The organism is Mycobacterium saskatchewanense, from assembly GCF_010729105.1.
GTDB classification, from domain to species: Bacteria; Actinomycetota; Actinomycetes; order Mycobacteriales; family Mycobacteriaceae; genus Mycobacterium; species Mycobacterium saskatchewanense.
Genome location: NZ_AP022573.1, coordinates 1658513 through 1674722 on the forward strand (window position 1 = coordinate 1658513; position 16210 = coordinate 1674722).

Consider the following 16210-nt stretch of genomic DNA (forward strand, 5'->3'; position numbering starts at 1 on the left):
ACTCGGCATCATCCATCTCGCCTTACATCGGCTATGCGGCGGGGCGATCTGTCACCGGTCGGCCGGCAGCCAAACCGTGCGAGGAATGACGCAATCACACCTGATTCTAATTGCAGTTCGATTTCCGTCCAAGACCTTTCTGGACAACGCGGACCTCTGTGCACCGGCAGCACGACCCGCACGCACCAGAATCCGCTGCGGGCGACCGACGACGGGCTTGTCGCCCACCATCGGGTCGTCAACCCCACCACCGCGCCACCCGCGAAGCTGCGGTCACCACTGCGCGCCCAGACGAGGTCGTCCGGCTTCGCTCCGGCGACGGCGCCCTCGAGCACCAGCACGATCCCGCTGGCGAGGCATGAGACTTAGTTCCGGACCACCGGCCGGTGACTGGCCACGATTTTGTCGACAACCAATTTCGCGGTTTCCGCACACGCGGTGGTCCCGCCATTGGCGTACTCCTTGACCGCGTCGCCCACGTTCCACAGTCCTCGAAACGGTGTGTCGTGCGGGAGGTCGAAACCGGCGACCGCCCGCTGGGGTGGCCAGTCATCGCGAGTGACCGTGATGTTGATGATGCGGGCGCGCGTGTCGAAGTTTTCGATGTTGTCGCGCAAATCCTGCAGCAGGAACTCGGTCTCAGCCGCTTCGTCGAAATCCCCGGTGGGGTTCTTCGGCACGGAAGTCCCGACGTACAGGTTCCAGCCTTCGGGAGCCATTTCCGGACACAGATCGGTAAAGTTGGCGATGTAGGCCAGCCGACGTGATTTCGCGAAGCTCAGCATCCCGGGGACGTCGACGAGACGGTCGCGGCTGGCGAAATTGACCGTGATCATCGAAGTGGGCCGGTCGCCCTGCTTGACCAGGTCCTGGTAGTCGGTGGGCACCTTGTCCGCACCGAGCAGCGACACCGTTGCGGCGGGGCCGATATCGCTGACGATGACAGGCGCATCGACGCGGACCGTCGACCCGTCTCGGGTGACTTCGACGGCTGTGGCGGTGCCGCCCGCGGAGCAGATCTTGGTCACCGCGGTCGACAGCCAGATTTCTCCGCCGTTGGCTTCGATGACTTCGGCCAGTGCCCGCCACAAACCGATCGTGCCCTCGGGGTGGAAGCCGAATCGTTTGAATGCGCTCTTGCGGGTGAAATAAGTGAGAAATACGCGCGCGGGCAGATCCTCAGATCCGACCGCGAATATCGACGCGCACATGTTCCGGAAGATCCCGTGCACGCCTTCATTTTTCGTGTATTTCGAGACCCACTCGGCGGTGGAAAGCTCGCCTTCGGGCAGCCCGGAGTCGTTGCGGGCGGCACCGATTCCCTTCACCAACTTGGCGCCTTGCCGACTCAGCTTGCTCAGCAGGAACCCCCAGCCACCACCGGTCACGTCGACGTCCTTGCCGCCGATCCGATAGAGGATGGGCGGCCTGGGTTCGCGGATGTCGAACCGTGCTCCGACCTCTTTACAGGTTTCCTCGGTGATGCCGCCGAGCTCGATGACGATGGCCCCGGTGTTGACCTTGAAACCGTCGATGTCGTCGGTCGAGGCCCGGCCGCCGACCTTGGGCAACCGCTCCACGACGAGGGTGCGGTATCCCTGCTTCGTCAACCGGGCAGCGGTGAACAGGCCGCCCGCGCCGGCACCGATCACCACGGCGTCGAAACGCTGTTCGGTTAGCGTCATTCCATTGCTCCTACGATGCTGTTAGTGGTTCAGTACGAGCGGGGCAGGCCCAGCGAGGTTTGAGCCACGAAGTTGAGGACCATTTCTCGGCTGACCGGCGCAGTGCGCATGAGCCGGGTGATGAACCACAGCTCGGACAAGCCATATTCATGGGAAAGTCCGTTCCCACCGTGGGTCTGGATGGCCTGATCCAGCGCCTTGAGGGCGGCCTCCGAGGCGGCGAATTTGGCGATGTTGGCGGCTTCGCCCGCGGGTTGGCCGGCGTCGAACAGTTCGGCGCTACGAGCAGTCGCCATTCGGCCGACTTCCACAGCAATGTGGCTTTCCGCCAGAGGATGTGCGATGCCCTGATGCGCGCCGATCGGCGTCGACCAGACCAGTCGTTGTTTGGCGTAATCCGCAGCTTTGCTCACCGCGTAGCGCCCTACCCCGCCGCAAATGGCACCGACGAGAATCCGTTCGGGGTTCAAGCCGTCGAAGACTTGCCGCAAGCCGTTGCCCGCCTCGCCGATGAGGGAATCACCTCCGACCGCCACCTCGTCGAGGAAGACGGTGAACTGCTTATCGGGCGACACGATCGACGTGTCGATCTGCTGGTACGTCAGACCGGGACTGTCGGTGGGGACGACAAATAGCGAAAGGCGGGACTTCTCCGGGCCGGACTTCTCGACGTCGCGGGCGACGACGAGAACGGCATCGCACTGGTCGATGGCGGAGATGTAATACTTCGAACCCGAAAGCACCCAACCGGTTGCCGTCTTATGAGCGGTGGTCTTGATGTTGTGGCTGTTCGAACCGGCGTCGGGCTCGGTGATGCTGAAAGCCATCTTTTGGGTGCCATCGGCGATGCCGGGCAGCCAACGCTCCTTCATATGATGTGAACCGTGGTGGGAAAGGATGCTCCCGCAGATCGCCGGCGAGATGACCCAGATGAGCATTGGCATGCCATGCGCCGCAAGTTCTTCGACCACAACGACGGCTTCGGACATACCACCCCCACCGCCACCGAATTCCTCGGGCAGGTGCACACCGAGCAAGCCGGCGGCACCGAGGTCTTTCCACAGTTCCCCGACGTCTTGGCCACTGCGGGCTCGCTGCAGAAAATATTGTGGCCCATAGCTGTCGGCGATACCGCCTACGCTTTCGCGGATCGCACGGTGCTCGTCGGAGTCGTGGATCAATCCGGGCATTGATTACCTTCCTGTATACGTCGGAGGGCGCTTAGCCACGAAGGCGGCAATGGCGTCGGCGGCGTCGGCGGTGTCCCCGGTGACCTTGAGTGCGCGTGTCTCCGCGGTCAGCTGGGCGGACAGATCATTTCGCCAGCTGTCCCGGAGCAGCGCCCGCATGGCCGCGAACCCGACCGTGGGTCCGTGGGCGAGCTCGGCCGCGAATGCCGCTGCGCGCTCACGGAGTTCCGCCGCCGGCACGACCTCGTTGACCAGTCCCCAATCCAGTGCTTCCTGGGCGCTGATGGGCGTATTGCGCAGGTAGGCCGCCGCGGCGCGGCGCGGGCCGATCAGTCGAGGCAGGTGCCAGGTCCCGCCGCCGTCGCCGGACAAGCCGAGCCCGGCGAAAGCGGTGACGAATTGGGTGGTGTCGGCCGCCAGCACGATATCGGCGGCGTAGACGTAGCCGAGTCCCCCACCTGCGACCGCTCCGTGAGCCGCCGTGACGATCGGCGCCTCGACGCGGCTGAGAATCTCGAGCGCTTGGTGGAAGGGCATGGTCATCTCGACGAACAGGTCTCCGAAGCCGCCGTTGGCGTTGTCGAGGAAGTACGTGATGTCACCGCCGACGCTCAGTGCGGCCCCGTTGCCGCAGATCAGCACAGCGCGGACTGTGCTGTCGGCGGTGATGCGCCGAGCGACCTCCAATGTGTCCCAACCCATCTGGAAGTCAATCGCGTTGCGGGCCTGGGGGCGGTTGAGACAGACCGTGGCCACACCGTGGTCAACGTGATAATCGATCGTCCGTAGTCGACCACTGCCGTCGAGAGCAGCGCGCCACGCCGCGGTGTCAGTGAGTTGGCGCAGCGTGGCGATGCGCCCATCGGGGGCGAATCCGATCAGGTGAATGAAGGCGGCGTCAAGTATGTTGCCGCTACGACGCGCCGATCCGCGGTAGGTACCGCTCACCATGAGCCGGCCATCCTCGAGCACCTGGAAGGCCTCGGCGACGGCACGGGCCTTGAAGTGCTCGCCGATCCGCCACCACAGTTTGTCGCGCATGGCGTCAGGGCCGACATGGATTCCGCCCATGCCCAGCGGCAGTCCTTCCGCGGCATGCCCGACGAAGTCCGGATGCAGCAGCCGGCTCAGAGCATCGCGGTTGCCGGATGCCAGCCCCTCGTACAGACCTCGAGCGGCAGAGATTTTCGCGTCCCTTAAATGATCAGCCGACATAGCGCACGATCAACTCGGCGCCAGCGGCGGGTTCGGGTACACCGTCGATTTCGACCCCAGTGCTCAGCATCGCTTGAACGGCGGTGCCGATGCGAGTGACCTGTTCGATGCGCCGGCCCGAGATTGATTGCCGTGCCGGGCGACGCGCCGCTGTGTCCGTACGGAATGTCATCGGCGCCGCGGCCTCTCCCTGCGACGAAAGCATCAATTCGAATAGCCCTTCGAAAGCCCATCACCCATTAACGGGCCTCACCCCGGCACACTAACACAGTTTTCTAGTTTAGGTTAAATTATGCCCGTGACGGTGTCGGTGGACGCCGCCCAGCACTACGCGATCGACGGCCGCAGTCAGGTCGGGAGTGGCCCTCGTCGTGATCGCTGGCCAATCGCCGTTTCGCCGCCGCTACAGTCGCCAGCGGGGGTTCACCTCTGCGGTATCACTCGAGCTGCCGGCTCGGCGGCGCGCCGGGTCGATCAGCTGTCGGTCTCTAGAACCGGCCGACGCACAGCGTGTGGGATATTAAGGAGATCCACCCGACCTGAGATAGCAGATCAAAAGATGGTGCAGAGCAGCAAGATTAGATTTTGACCGCCGTTTCAGTCAGGCCCGGCATTGGATACTCATCAAGATTCCCCGACGGGCGGGCGGATGCTTCCAGACGACGGTCCAGCCGGGACGGCTGCGGTGGGTCGGACTGGACTGTGCTTTGGTCCCGGGTCACGCGACGCCCTCAGACTTGTTTGCAGCATCAGCCCGAGCGATGCTGGCAATCCCATCACGTTCCGGGCAGGGCGGGGATTCGCGCGGCCAGATCGGTAATCTCCAGCGCCAAGCGGAGGTTGAGGCTATTAAGTTGTGCGCCAACGCTCCCCGAATAATCCGGTGATGGAGTCCAAGCGCTGATAAAGAGTGTTGACGTGGATGTGCAATTCCTGCGCGGCGTGCTGCATGTGCTGATTGCGACGGACCTTGATCATGCACAACTGCACCTCGATGGATGTAGGTAAGGATCGCCCGTTCGTTCCGCTTGCCGTCGGCCCGCAGCCTCGCTCGCCAGGGATCGGAGATCGACCGCACCAATGTGAGGTCGTGACAATTGGACGCGGCGACTCGCACTACGGTGCGGTCATTGTCCTGCCGACGTGTTGGCAAAAATCGAGCGGGACATAAGTCGCTGATACGACTTCCTCAAGAAACCGGTTAGTCCGGCGCCCGGCGTCTCCGGTCGTCGGCGCAAAGGAACCGCAACGACGCCCGGAACGAGTCCTGCCTGGAGTCGACACGCCGGTGACCTCCTCAGCACTTTTGAATCCGTAATAGATGCCTACGGACCACGCTACTCCTAGAACCCGCGGCTGCCTGGCAGTCGGCTTGATCCCACCCTTTGGGCACCGCGATCAGCACCGACGATGCGCCGGTCGTGGCACGGCATGCGCCTTTCGAGAGCATCGCGTCAAGCCGCTCTTTGAACCACGTAGCGAGCCGGCGTGAACGTCGGGCACGGCTCGCGCCTGTGCACACCGACCGGTCCGGTGCACGTGCCGCCAAACTGACTGCGCGCATGGACAACTGTCGCCTCCAGCATCGGGTGAAACTGGTGATGACGGAGCACCAGCCTCGTGGTTGGTGCACGAGCAGCGCGGGGGCTGTCATCGATGCGGACTCAAGGGGGACCCAAGAGCGTGACACGAGAAATGACTGCGGCAAAACCTAATACCTATCTTCGTGGGCTCGGCTCACAGGAGCGCTTTTTCTGGCGTTACGCTCAGCGCAATCCAGGGCACTTCGTGCTGGCCGCCGAATTTGACTTAAATTTGGATGCGCGGCGAGTCCGTGACGCCCTCGACGCCGTGCAGCGCCGCCACACATTGTTGTCAGCTCACGTCGAAGACGATCCAGAATTGCGCCTGGGGTTCTACCGCAACGACACGGTGGCACCGATCACACTTACGTGTCACCTTGACCTCACCGAAGACTGGCAGGTGATCGCTGCCGACGAACTGACCCGGCCCCTCGATCGCTCGGCTGCTCCGTTCGTGCGGGCGGCACTTCTCACCAAGGGCGAACAGTCGACCCTCCTGCTGACATTCGACCACGTCATCGCCGACGGCATTTCGGCGTTGTTGGTGCTCAACGATTTGTTGGTCGCGTTGAACGGCCAAGCGTTGGCACCACTGGAATTGCCGATATCGGTGGAGGACTTGGTCAGTCGTAGGCTCGGCCCTCCTCAGGGAACTGTGTCGCTGGAGGCCGGTGATCCGCGCATTGCTGCGCCGACCTCGTTTCGACCGTTTGACGCTACCCCGCAGCACCTGCACAGGGTTCAGATGAGCCGCGCCGAGACTGAGCGTCTGATTGCGCGCTGCCGTGCAGAAGGAACAACCGTACATGCGGCGATTGTGGTTGCCGCCTCCGTCGTGCGCAGCGCGGAATCCGCCGAGGAATTCGTTCGCACGTACAGCCCGATAAACGTCAGGGATTTCCTCGGTCAGCGTGCCGGTAGCTGCGTATGCATCGGAGGTGCCCTCACCGGCATGACACCGGGCGACGGAACTCCTTTTTGGAGTCAAGCTCGCCAGGTCAGCAACCAGCTGAACGCCGCCAGGTCGGCCGCTGGCTTGGCGGCTGGGTCGGCGATAGCCGAGCAATTGTTGCCCATTGACGCTGATTGCGACGCGGCAGAGCACTTCTTTCGCACTGTTTTACCGTTTGAACTGGCGATTACCAACCTTGGTGTACAAGATTTCCCTCGCATTGGACCGGTTCGGCCACGGGCCGTCTGGGGGCCAATGGTGCTCACGCAAGTCGAACGCGAGTACGTGACAGGCATCGTGACCTACGGAGGCCAACTGCGTATGGTCACATGCGGACACTCCCCCACGGCCGGCTTCCTCGAGCGCGTCCGCGAAATGTTGCTCGGCATCGGGTCATAAAGCTTGACGGATGCTTTCCCATGATCGGTCCATCCAGCGCCCCTTCACATGTTTCACCGGAGGCAAGGAATTCGGGTGGCCGTCCGTGTCGGTAGCCGGGCTGCCCGGATGATGCCGAGCATCGCGCCGCCGCCGCCGCACCTCTGTCTGAACCGGTAGCGACTTGTCACGAGTCCGTGCACGGTGCCCCGTTGGCGCCGGCCTGACCTCTTGGACGGAGTTGTTGCGCCCGAAGCTGCTCGGCGAGCCGGAACTTCTGGACCTTGCCGGTGGGGGTGAGCGGCAGGTCTTCGGGCCGGTAGAGCACAACTTTCTTGGGAACCTTGAACCGCGCCACCTTGTCTCGGCACATGGTGAGTACGTCGTCTTCGGTGATACTTGCCCCGGGTGTTGGAACGACCACCACGCAGCCAATTTCACCCCACCGTTCATCGGTCAGGCCGATGGCGAAGGCTTGGCTGATGTCCTCGTGGCCGGCCAACAGATCCTCGATCTCCTTGGGCATGACGAGCTCTCCACCGCTCTTGTAGAGCTCTTTGCTGCGGCCCGTCACCTGCAGGTAGCCGTCGGCACGAACACGGCCCAGATCCCCCGAGTGCAACCAGCCGTCGCGCATCGCGTTGGCGGTGTCGGTCGGCCGGTTCCAATAGCCGATCATCGTGGCCGGCCCGGCAGACACCAATTCGCCCTCAGCACCGACGGGGACGTCCTCACCGGTGTCCGGGTCCACTGCGCGATAGGCCACCAAGGCGTCGCTGCCGGATATCCCGGCCGCGCCCGCGAGCTTAGGTCGCCCGACTGTTTCGGCTGTCAGCGATAGCGGATCCTCGGGCAGGGTCAGCGTCATGGCTCCCCCACACTCCGTCATGCCGTAGCCGGTGACGATCTCGTCGACACCGAAATCACGTACGATCTGCTGCCACAACCAGATTGGCGCCGCGGCGGATCCGCACAAGAGGGCTCTGAGCGAACTCAGGTCGTAGTCGGCACGTACCGGACTCTCGACCATCGCGACGGCCATTGTGGGCACGCAGAGCATATCGGTGGCCCGATACTGTTCGATGCCGCGAAAGTATCCTTCGGCGGTGAAGCGCGGCTGCATGACCACCGCCCCACCGACGAACATCACCGACAACAACCCCTCCACGTAGCCGAACATGTGGTAACAGGGCAGAGCGAACAAGACCCGCCGCCCGTCTTCATACGCGCGGGTCAGCGCCGAGGCGTAGGCGGTGCGAAGTACGCCGTCGTGGGAGATCACGACCCCCTTGGGCGAACCGGTGGTTCCGGAGGTGTACAGCATGTCTCCGGGACCCGACGGGTCGACCTCGAGACTTGTTGATCGGTGCCGGCTGTATTGGCCCAGCCGGGCCAGCTCCGCGACCGACATGACGCCAAGGCGTATCGGCTCTTCGGTTTCCACCAGCACGACACGGCGCAGGGTGGGCACTGGGTCCGCGTTCGGCCGCCGTTCGGCGAAACCAGGGGTGTCCCATCCTGGAACGATGTCGTCGAGCATGGATTGATAGTTCAAGGCGGCGAAACTGGTCATCGACACCAGGACTCGGCACCCCGAATCGGCAAGGACGAAGGCCAGTTCGTCGCGGCGATACAGATAATTGAACGGGACCGCGACCGCGCCGAGGCGCGCGATGGCGAATTTCAGGGTGACGAACTCGGGGTAATTGGCCATCAGCATGCCGACCCGGTCGCCGGGACGGACCCCCAGTTCGCTCAGTCCCGCAGCCAGCCGATGCGAATGCTCCGCCACTTCCCGGTAGGTCAGGGTCGCCGTATCGGACAACACGAACGGACGGGAGCCGAAATCGGCAGCGCAGCGATCCAGCCACTCGGCCATGCTGCGGACATGCCACACCGGGAATCGGTCACGCAGGGCCCTACGACGTGCGGCAACGTCCGGCTCCCGCCTCATAGCTCGTCCAACTCGTTACGCAGGATGGCCTCGCGCAGCGCGAAACGGCGGACTTTGCCGGTCGCCGTCACCGGGAACTGATCGGCGAGAAACCACCGCACTGGCACCTTGTAAGCGGCCATGCGTGCGCGACAGTGGGCGATCAGATCATCTTTCAGCGCGCTGCGACGGAGGCCCGCCCCCCGGCAGACGACGCATACGATTTCACCGAGTCGGTCGTCGGGCAGCCCGACCGCGACGGACTCCTCGACGCAGTCGAATTGAGTCACGACGCGCTCAATCTCCGCCGGCGAGAGGTTCTCGCCGCCGCGGATGATGAGTTCTTTCAACCTGCCGGTGACGGTGATGAATCCACGATCGTCCATGGTCCCGAGATCCCCGGTTCGCAAAAACCCGTCGGCGTCGAGCGCCCGTGCCGTGCCCTCGGGGTCGTGCAGATACTCGACGAATTGTTGGTATCCGCGCGCGCAGATTTCGCCCGTTTGTCCGACCGGCACGACGTGACCCTCGCAGGGATCGATGACCTTGCAGTCCACCTGCGGCAGTGGACGTCCGACGGTACAGAGGCGGTCGGCGTGGCTGTCGGATGGCCGGGTCAAGGTGAGCACCGGCGCGAGTTCCGTTTGGCCGTAAAGGTTGTAGACGTTGGCACCGAACACCGCTGCGGCGCCATCGATCAGCTCGGCGGATACATCGGCAGCGCCGCCCATGATGATGCGCAACGCGGGCGCCGGCTCGTTGCTGGCACGCTGGTGTTCCAGCAGGGCGCGAAGCAGGGTTGGCACATAGAACAGCACTGTGGCCCCATGCGCGCGAAGGGCGCTGAGCGCAGAGCCGGGGGTAAACCGCCCGCACACCACGGCCGTACCGCCTACCCATAACGGCCCTAGGGTGGCGATCACACATCCGGCGGTGTGGAAAAGAGGAAGCGGGTTCATGCAGACCGCGGCCTTCGGGACCCGGGTCGCTTCCATCGTGAGCTTGGCGACGTTCACCAGTGCGCGGTGGGTCAGCAACACGCCTTTGGGTAGACCGGTGGTCCCGGACGTGTACTGCAACATGACAGGAGTGTCCGGATCGACCGGTGCGCGTGAAAAAATATGAGGGTCAACGCCGGTGGACTTCCACGCGGCAGTGTCCGACAGCGAAACACGTCGCAGTCCGGCAATGTCGCGGCATACCCGCTCCGCGACATCGACCATCCGGTAGTCGCGGCTGACGTCGGCGTGCAGCAGCACGCTGGCCCGACAATGCCGTAATGCGTAGTCCAGTTCGCTTTCCCGCAGCAGCGGGTTCAGCGCTACCAGCACCACACCGGCCAGGGCCGCCCCGTATTGAATGAGCGTCCACTCCACCACGTTGGGCGCCCAGAGCGCCACGAAATCGCCGGGGTCTGCGAGCGCAGCCAGCGCGCCCGCTACGCGGCGGGCCTCCTCGAACAACTCGGCATAGCTCAACTGCACGCTATCGCCGCCATCATGGCTCGCCGCGACGAGCGCCTTGCGCCCGGGATGCTCGGCAGCACGCGCGGCCAGCAGCCCTCCCACGGTGTCATCGACTAGAGGCACGCTGCGGTCTGCGGCCCAGAAGGCCTCGGCCAGTTGGCGTGTGGCACACCCCGCCGGGGACGTGGTCATCGGCGGTCCGCGCCTGCGCCGTCGCCCGGTCCCGTCGAATACTCGCCGAACGGCGTGAGCATGTGCCCGCCCGCTTAAACCGGGTTGGCGCCGAGTTTGGCGGCGGACATATCGCTGATCTCGCTCCACCGGGCGGTGATCTCCGACAGGTCGGGAGGTGCAGTGAAGGTGACGCCGTCGTTCTGGAAGATGGCGACGCGCTGAACCAAACCGCCGCCGACTACGAAAACCGATCCGCTGTCGTGGTTCTCGTCGGAGACCAGGTAGCCGACCGCGGGCGCGACGAGCTCTGGGTCGAGCTTGTCCAGCATCTCCCGGGGCGCGATGTCGGCCGTCATCCTGGTGGCCGCGAGCGGTGCGACGGCATTGGCGGTGATTCCGTATTTGGCGCCTTCGATGGCAAGGGTGTTGGTCAGCCCCACCAAACCCGCCTTCGCGGCCCCGTAATTGGACTGCCCGAAGTTGCCGTACAGGCCGCTGGTTGAGGTCGCCACCACGACGCGTCCGTGTTTCTGCTCCCGCATGTGCGGCCAGGCCGCTCGGACCACGTGATAGCCCCCGTAGAGATGCACTTTGAGCACCGCATCCCAGTTGTCGTCGGTCATCTTGTGGAAGGCGCCGTCGCGCAGGATTCCGGCGTTGCTGATGACCGCGTGCACGGCGCCGAACTCCGACAACGCGGTGTTGACGACGGCTGCGGCACCGTCGGGGTCGGCCACCGAATCGTAGTTGGCCACCGCTCGACCACCCGCGGCTCGGATCTCCTCGACGACCTCGTCGGCCATCGACGTTCCCGCGCCCGAGCCGTCGCGGGCACCGCCGAGGTCGTTCACCACCACCAGCGCTCCGTTGGCCGCCAGGAATCGCGCATAAGCGCGGCCCAAGCCTCCGCCCGCACCAGTGACGATCACAACCCTGTCCTGGACTCCAGACACCTCGACCCCCTCCAGAAGGTTGTTACCAAATTTATCTTAAAAAATCAGACTCAGTCAAATACGTGAGCACGGTATACTGTGTTGCGCAAACTCTTTTGCGTCGGAGACGCCTTGGGTATGGCTAGTTAGATTCTTGTGCGCGGTGTACGGGACACGATCGACACAAACGACACACAGCCGCCGGGCCGTCCACCCAGATTGTGGGTGAGCGCGGTGTGCGGGTCGGACAGCTGCCGTTCGCCGGCCTCCCCGCGGAACTGCAGCCATGCTTCATAGAGCATCCGCAGGCCACTCGCTCCGACGGGATGGCCGAACGACTTCAGGCCACCATCCGGATTAACCAGGAGCCGACCGTCGGCGTCGAAGTCACCGTCCAGCACGTGCTTCCACGCGTGGCCGACATCACAGAAGCCCAAGTCTTCCATGAGTACGATCTCGGTGGGGGTGAAACAGTCATGCACTTCGGCCAGCGAGAGCTGTGCTGCGGGTCGGTCTATGCCCGCCTGGGCGTAGGCGTCTTTGGCGGACTTGACGACCTCGGGGAAGGTAGTGAAGTCGTACCGGGAATCCATTGCAGCCCGGGCGGACCCGGCGACCAGCGACAGCGCTTCGACATACATCGGCGCGGCGGTGTAGTCCAAAGCGCGCGCGGCGGGAACGATCAGCGCGCACGCGGCCCCGTCGGAGACACCCGAACAGTCGAACACACCGAGCCGTCCGGCCACCTTGGGCGCATTGTCAATGGTTTCCCGGCTGACGGGGGAACGGAACTGCGCCTTGGCATTTCGGGCTCCGTTGTCGTGATTCTTCCACGCGACATGGGTCATCGCGGCGCGCATTTCGTCAGCATGCACGCCGTGGCGCGCGCAGTAGGCTGGATCGAGCATGGAAAAGGCCGCCGGAGCGGTCATCGACAACTCCGGGGCAGTACCGTCGCCGGGCGGGTCTTGGCGCAGCAATCCCGAATAGCCGGAATCTTTGAGCTTTTCGACGCCGACGGCCATGGCGACGTCATAGGCTCCGGCCGCCACGGCGTAGCAGGCGTTGCGGAATGCTTCGGAACCGGTCGCGCAGAAGTTTTCCACCCGGGTCACCGGTTTGTCATCGCTGCCGATGGCCCGGCTCAGGGTCAGCCCGCCCAGCCCCGAACTCAGTGTCCCCAACCAGTAGGCGTCAATGTCGTCGGCGCGGATACCCGCGGGTGTGTCAAGACACTCGCGATACGCCTCCAGGATCAGGTCGTCGGTTGAGGCTTCCCATCGCTCGCCGAACCGGCTGCACCCCATCGCTACGACCGCCACCTTGCCGGTTATGCCCTTACTCGGCATCGTCTTGGATCGCCTTCCAGAAGTAGTCGTGCACAGCGCCGGCGGTGAATAACCGGCGGAAGCTGAAACGCACTCGGGCACCGACTCGCAGCTGGTCGGGCCGGGCGTCGGCGACCTCGAGGGTGCAGCGTCCGCCGCCGTCGACATCGATCACCGCCTGAACCATTGGCGGCGAAGGGGAAAACGCGAGACGATCCACGGTGTAGGTGACCACCGTGCCGCTCAGCCGAGAGGCTGGCGCCGGATCCATCTCGTCGGTCGCCCCGCAGGACCGGCAGACCCTTACCGAGGGTAGGTGAGTAAAACCACAATGGCGGCAGCGTGATCCGGTAAGACCGAATTTCCATCGCGCGGCCCGTGAGGCGGGCGGTGCCGCGGAGCGATCGGGTTCGGGCCGCCGGGGCGGCTCAACGGCGACCAGCCCCCGCCAAGACAGATACCTCAGGTGTTCAACGACAGCGCCCTCGGCACGCTGGTCGCTGAGTGGGCGGGGCTGACGAGCACCGGACAGCTGCGCGGTGGTGCGTAGCACCATGGCATCGCAGCCGTCGGTGGCCGAGAGCACCAGCACCGTTTCGCCCGGTTGGGCGATGTCGAGCGCGCCGCACAACGCGATCAGTGCGTCGGCGGCCCCACTGAACCCTGCCGCGGAGGTGCTGACCGTCTTCTGTCCTTTCACCAGTGTGTGCGCGCGCTTGACGACTCCGCTGTTGGGACAGGCCAACACGACATGGTCGGGGTCGGCGATCCCCGCGGCGTCGAGCGCGCCGCGGGCGGCGCTGCGGATGAGGGCCGCATACCGCTGGCCACCGAACCGCTCCTCCCACTGCTGGCCGGTGATCGCGGTGGGGTCGCGCCATCGGTCGAGGAACTCTTCGGTGACCGACCGTGACGCGAGGTGCTCGGCGATCACGTCTCCCGCACCGAACAGCAGGGCCGCGGCCCCATCGCCGCCCAACTTCTCGTCGGCCGAACCGGGTTTGCCGACCCGCACATCAGCGGCGACCACCAGTCCCCCGCCGTTCGCCGCAGCAGCCATGGCAGCGAACGCGCTGCGCCCCGTCCCGCACATGTCGGCAGCCAGCACGTCAGGGGGCAGCCCGAGCGCTGCGTGGAGGGCCGTGGCGTTGGTTTTGTCGGCGTAGGCCGGCGAGCTGGTGGCAAAGTACAACGCCGCGGGCGCAACGGTGGATGTCACCAGATGGCTGGCGGCGGCCACAGCCATGGTGGTCGAATCCTCGTCGTACGAAGCGATTACCCGGTCCCCGCCGCGCATCCCGATGTCCTGGCCGCACAGTCGGTGGCGCGGCAGGTAGCTGGCGTAGCCCAAGAGGCCGGTGTTCACGCAACCCCCCTGAATAGCGCGGCCAGCCCCTGCCCGCCCCCAATGCACATCGTCTCCAACGCAAGGCCGCCGCGGCGGCGGCGAAGTTCGTGCAACATCGTGGTGAGAACCCGTACTCCGGTGGCGCCGATCGGATGGCCCAGCGAAATACCCGATCCGTTGACGTTGAGCCGGTCGTCCACGTCGTCGAGCTTGACTCCCCAGCCCGAGAGCACCGCCAACACCTCCACGGCGAATGCCTCGTTGATCTCGATGAGATCGAGATCGTCGAGACCCACGTTGGTCCTTTTGAGCAGCTTTTCGACCGCGCCCACCGGACCGATGCCCATGCGGGAGGGCTCGCAGCCAACCGCCGCCCAGCTTTCCAGGAAACCAATTGGCTCCAGCCCAAGCGCGTCGAGGTGGTCTTCGCCGACGACCAGACAGGCTGCGGCGGCATCGTTTTGCTGACTGGAGTTGCCGGCCGTGACGGTGCCGTCAGGGATGATGGGGCGCAGCCGCGCCAGGGTTTCGACCGTGGACTCGGGCCGGATCCCCTCGTCACGGTCCACCACGATGGGCTGGCCCCGGCTTTGTGGGACCTCCACGGCGACGATCTCGCCGTGGAACATCCCGGACCGCTGCGCGGCGGCTGCACGCTGATGACTGCGCGCGGCGAACGCGTCAGCTGATGCGCGCTCGATGCCGTGGTCAACGGCCAGGTTCTCCGCGGTTTCGATCATTCCGCTGATGGGTCCGAAACGCCATACCGGCTGGGAGAGCTCGCGTCCGCGGTCGAGCCGATCGTAGAGGATTTGGTTTCCCGACCGCGCGCCCCATCGCGTCGTGGTGGTGTAGTGCTCGATGTTGCTCATGGACTCGACGCCGCCGGCGAGCACCACGTCGGCCGCGCCAGTCTGCACCGTCATCGCGGCGGTGATCACGGCTTGCAGTCCCCCACCGCAGCGGCGGTCGATCTGCAGGCCCGGCGTGCTGACCGGCAAGCCGGCGTGCAGAGCCGCCCACCGCCCGATGCACGGCGCCTCGGAATTGGCGTAGGACTGAGCGAACACCACGTCCTCGATCAGTTCTGGGTCGATAGCACTCTGCGCTACAACGGCTCTGATGACATGGGCGGCCAGGTCCTCGGCGCGCATCGGGCGAAGACTGCCACCGAAAGTTCCCACCGCTGTGCGCAGCGGAGCGACGATCGCGGCGCGCCTCATGTCGCCTCGCCTCGCCACCGGTCAGCCGACGGATCCAGCAGCTTCTCGAGGCGTTCGGGGGGCAGCCACACGATCGCCTCGAGTTCCAGGGCGTCCAGGTAGCGCACCCGTCCGGTACGCAGATCTTCTAACCGCAACCGTGGCGAGTTGCCGCGATCGTCGACACTGACTGCCACATCGGCGAATTCGCTGCCGATCACCGGCCCCGCGCCAGGCACGGTGACCGGCGCGGAGGCGTCGAACTCGATGCCCATGACCGCTCCTCCTAAATCAGAAAGCCCAGGGTGGGAACGGGCTTGTCGTTGTCGACGAGCACCACCTTCTTGAAGGCCAGCCGCATGCCATCGCCCACCCGACGGATCCGGTAGGTGGCGCGTCCGCCCCACAGGTGGGTCCCCCGCGCGCGCGCTTCCAGCACCAGGAAGTTGGCCGCGACTTCCAGATCGACACCGCCCTCGGGATTCGACCGTCCCCCAAGCCATTCGATGTTGGACAGCAGGTGGCGCAGATGCGATGGCGGCGCCTGGGCGTAGCGCCTGCCGGTGCGGACTTGTTTGAGCCGTGTGGAGATGCGGCTGCGGTTGTCGAAAATGATGGACATCTGGCCCGCCGGATCCGTGGTGTTCGGCGCCGCGGGCACCCAGTACAGGGCATCATCGGTCCACAGCGCCTCCCAGCTGTCGTAGTCGCTTTCGTCGGCGTACCGGGCTTCGCGGTAGAGGAACTGCTCGATCTCGAATCGGTCGAAACCCGCGGGGATCGGACCGAGCTCGGTAGCGGGACTCGTCGTTGACGCGGTCATG

At 64.8% G+C, this 16210-nt stretch carries 14 protein-coding genes; 1 reads left to right on the forward strand and 13 read right to left on the reverse strand.

What is annotated here, in order from left to right:
* Window positions 1-365 precede the first annotated feature (365 nt).
* From G6N56_RS07695 to G6N56_RS29725, 5 genes are all read right to left on the reverse strand, one after another.
* Window positions 366-1685, reverse strand: a complete 1320-nt coding sequence (locus G6N56_RS07695; protein ID WP_085254763.1) for a phytoene desaturase family protein — start codon at window positions 1683-1685, stop codon at window positions 366-368.
* A 29-nt stretch (window positions 1686-1714) separates the two neighbouring features.
* Window positions 1715-2875, reverse strand: coding sequence for an acyl-CoA dehydrogenase family protein (locus G6N56_RS07700; protein ID WP_085254764.1), 1161 nt, complete (start codon window positions 2873-2875; stop codon window positions 1715-1717).
* Between the two features lie 3 nt (window positions 2876-2878).
* Window positions 2879-4090: an enoyl-CoA hydratase-related protein gene (locus G6N56_RS07705; protein ID WP_085254765.1), complete on the reverse strand. Its 1212-nt coding sequence runs from the start codon at window positions 4088-4090 to the stop codon at window positions 2879-2881.
* Window positions 4080-4295, reverse strand: a complete 216-nt coding sequence (locus G6N56_RS07710) for a hypothetical protein (RefSeq protein ID WP_085254766.1) — start codon at window positions 4293-4295, stop codon at window positions 4080-4082. Before G6N56_RS07710 ends, G6N56_RS07705 begins: the two co-directional genes overlap by 11 nt.
* A 644-nt stretch (window positions 4296-4939) precedes the next feature.
* The gene (locus tag G6N56_RS29725) at window positions 4940-5068 is read right to left on the reverse strand and encodes a helix-turn-helix domain-containing protein (protein ID WP_142280501.1); all 129 of its coding nucleotides are present in this window, start codon (window positions 5066-5068) and stop codon (window positions 4940-4942) included.
* A gap of 705 nt (window positions 5069-5773) precedes the next feature.
* Between G6N56_RS29725 and G6N56_RS07720 the strand changes: the two genes are divergently transcribed.
* Window positions 5774-7024: a condensation domain-containing protein gene (locus tag G6N56_RS07720; RefSeq protein WP_158090691.1), complete on the forward strand. Its 1251-nt coding sequence runs from the start codon at window positions 5774-5776 to the stop codon at window positions 7022-7024.
* Between the two features lie 166 nt (window positions 7025-7190).
* Here the strand turns inward: G6N56_RS07720 and G6N56_RS07725 are convergent, their stop codons facing one another.
* From G6N56_RS07725 to G6N56_RS07760, 8 genes are all read right to left on the reverse strand, one after another.
* The gene (locus G6N56_RS07725; RefSeq protein WP_085254769.1) at window positions 7191-8957 is read right to left on the reverse strand and encodes a class I adenylate-forming enzyme family protein; all 1767 of its coding nucleotides are present in this window, start codon (window positions 8955-8957) and stop codon (window positions 7191-7193) included.
* Window positions 8954-10594 carry a class I adenylate-forming enzyme family protein gene (locus G6N56_RS07730; RefSeq protein WP_085254770.1) on the reverse strand — a complete coding sequence of 547 codons (1641 nt, stop codon included), beginning with the start codon at window positions 10592-10594 and terminating at the stop codon, window positions 8954-8956. Before G6N56_RS07730 ends, G6N56_RS07725 begins: the two co-directional genes overlap by 4 nt.
* Before the next feature lie 74 nt (window positions 10595-10668).
* Window positions 10669-11529, reverse strand: coding sequence for an SDR family oxidoreductase (locus G6N56_RS07735; protein ID WP_085254771.1), 861 nt, complete (start codon window positions 11527-11529; stop codon window positions 10669-10671).
* A 125-nt stretch (window positions 11530-11654) separates the two neighbouring features.
* Complete coding sequence (locus tag G6N56_RS07740) at window positions 11655-12857, reverse strand: acetyl-CoA acetyltransferase (RefSeq protein WP_085254772.1); 1203 nt, start codon at window positions 12855-12857, stop codon at window positions 11655-11657.
* Window positions 12847-14202 carry an OB-fold domain-containing protein gene (locus tag G6N56_RS07745; protein WP_180150500.1) on the reverse strand — a complete coding sequence of 452 codons (1356 nt, stop codon included), beginning with the start codon at window positions 14200-14202 and terminating at the stop codon, window positions 12847-12849. The genes G6N56_RS07740 and G6N56_RS07745 overlap by 11 nt, the downstream gene beginning before the upstream one ends.
* The gene (locus G6N56_RS07750) at window positions 14199-15407 is read right to left on the reverse strand and encodes an acetyl-CoA C-acetyltransferase (RefSeq protein ID WP_085254773.1); all 1209 of its coding nucleotides are present in this window, start codon (window positions 15405-15407) and stop codon (window positions 14199-14201) included. Before G6N56_RS07750 ends, G6N56_RS07745 begins: the two co-directional genes overlap by 4 nt.
* Window positions 15404-15661: a hypothetical protein gene (locus G6N56_RS07755; RefSeq protein ID WP_085254774.1), complete on the reverse strand. Its 258-nt coding sequence runs from the start codon at window positions 15659-15661 to the stop codon at window positions 15404-15406. Before G6N56_RS07755 ends, G6N56_RS07750 begins: the two co-directional genes overlap by 4 nt.
* An 11-nt stretch (window positions 15662-15672) precedes the next feature.
* Window positions 15673-16209: an aromatic-ring-hydroxylating dioxygenase subunit beta gene (locus G6N56_RS07760; RefSeq protein WP_085254775.1), complete on the reverse strand. Its 537-nt coding sequence runs from the start codon at window positions 16207-16209 to the stop codon at window positions 15673-15675.
* Between the last annotated feature and the right edge of the window lies 1 nt (window position 16210).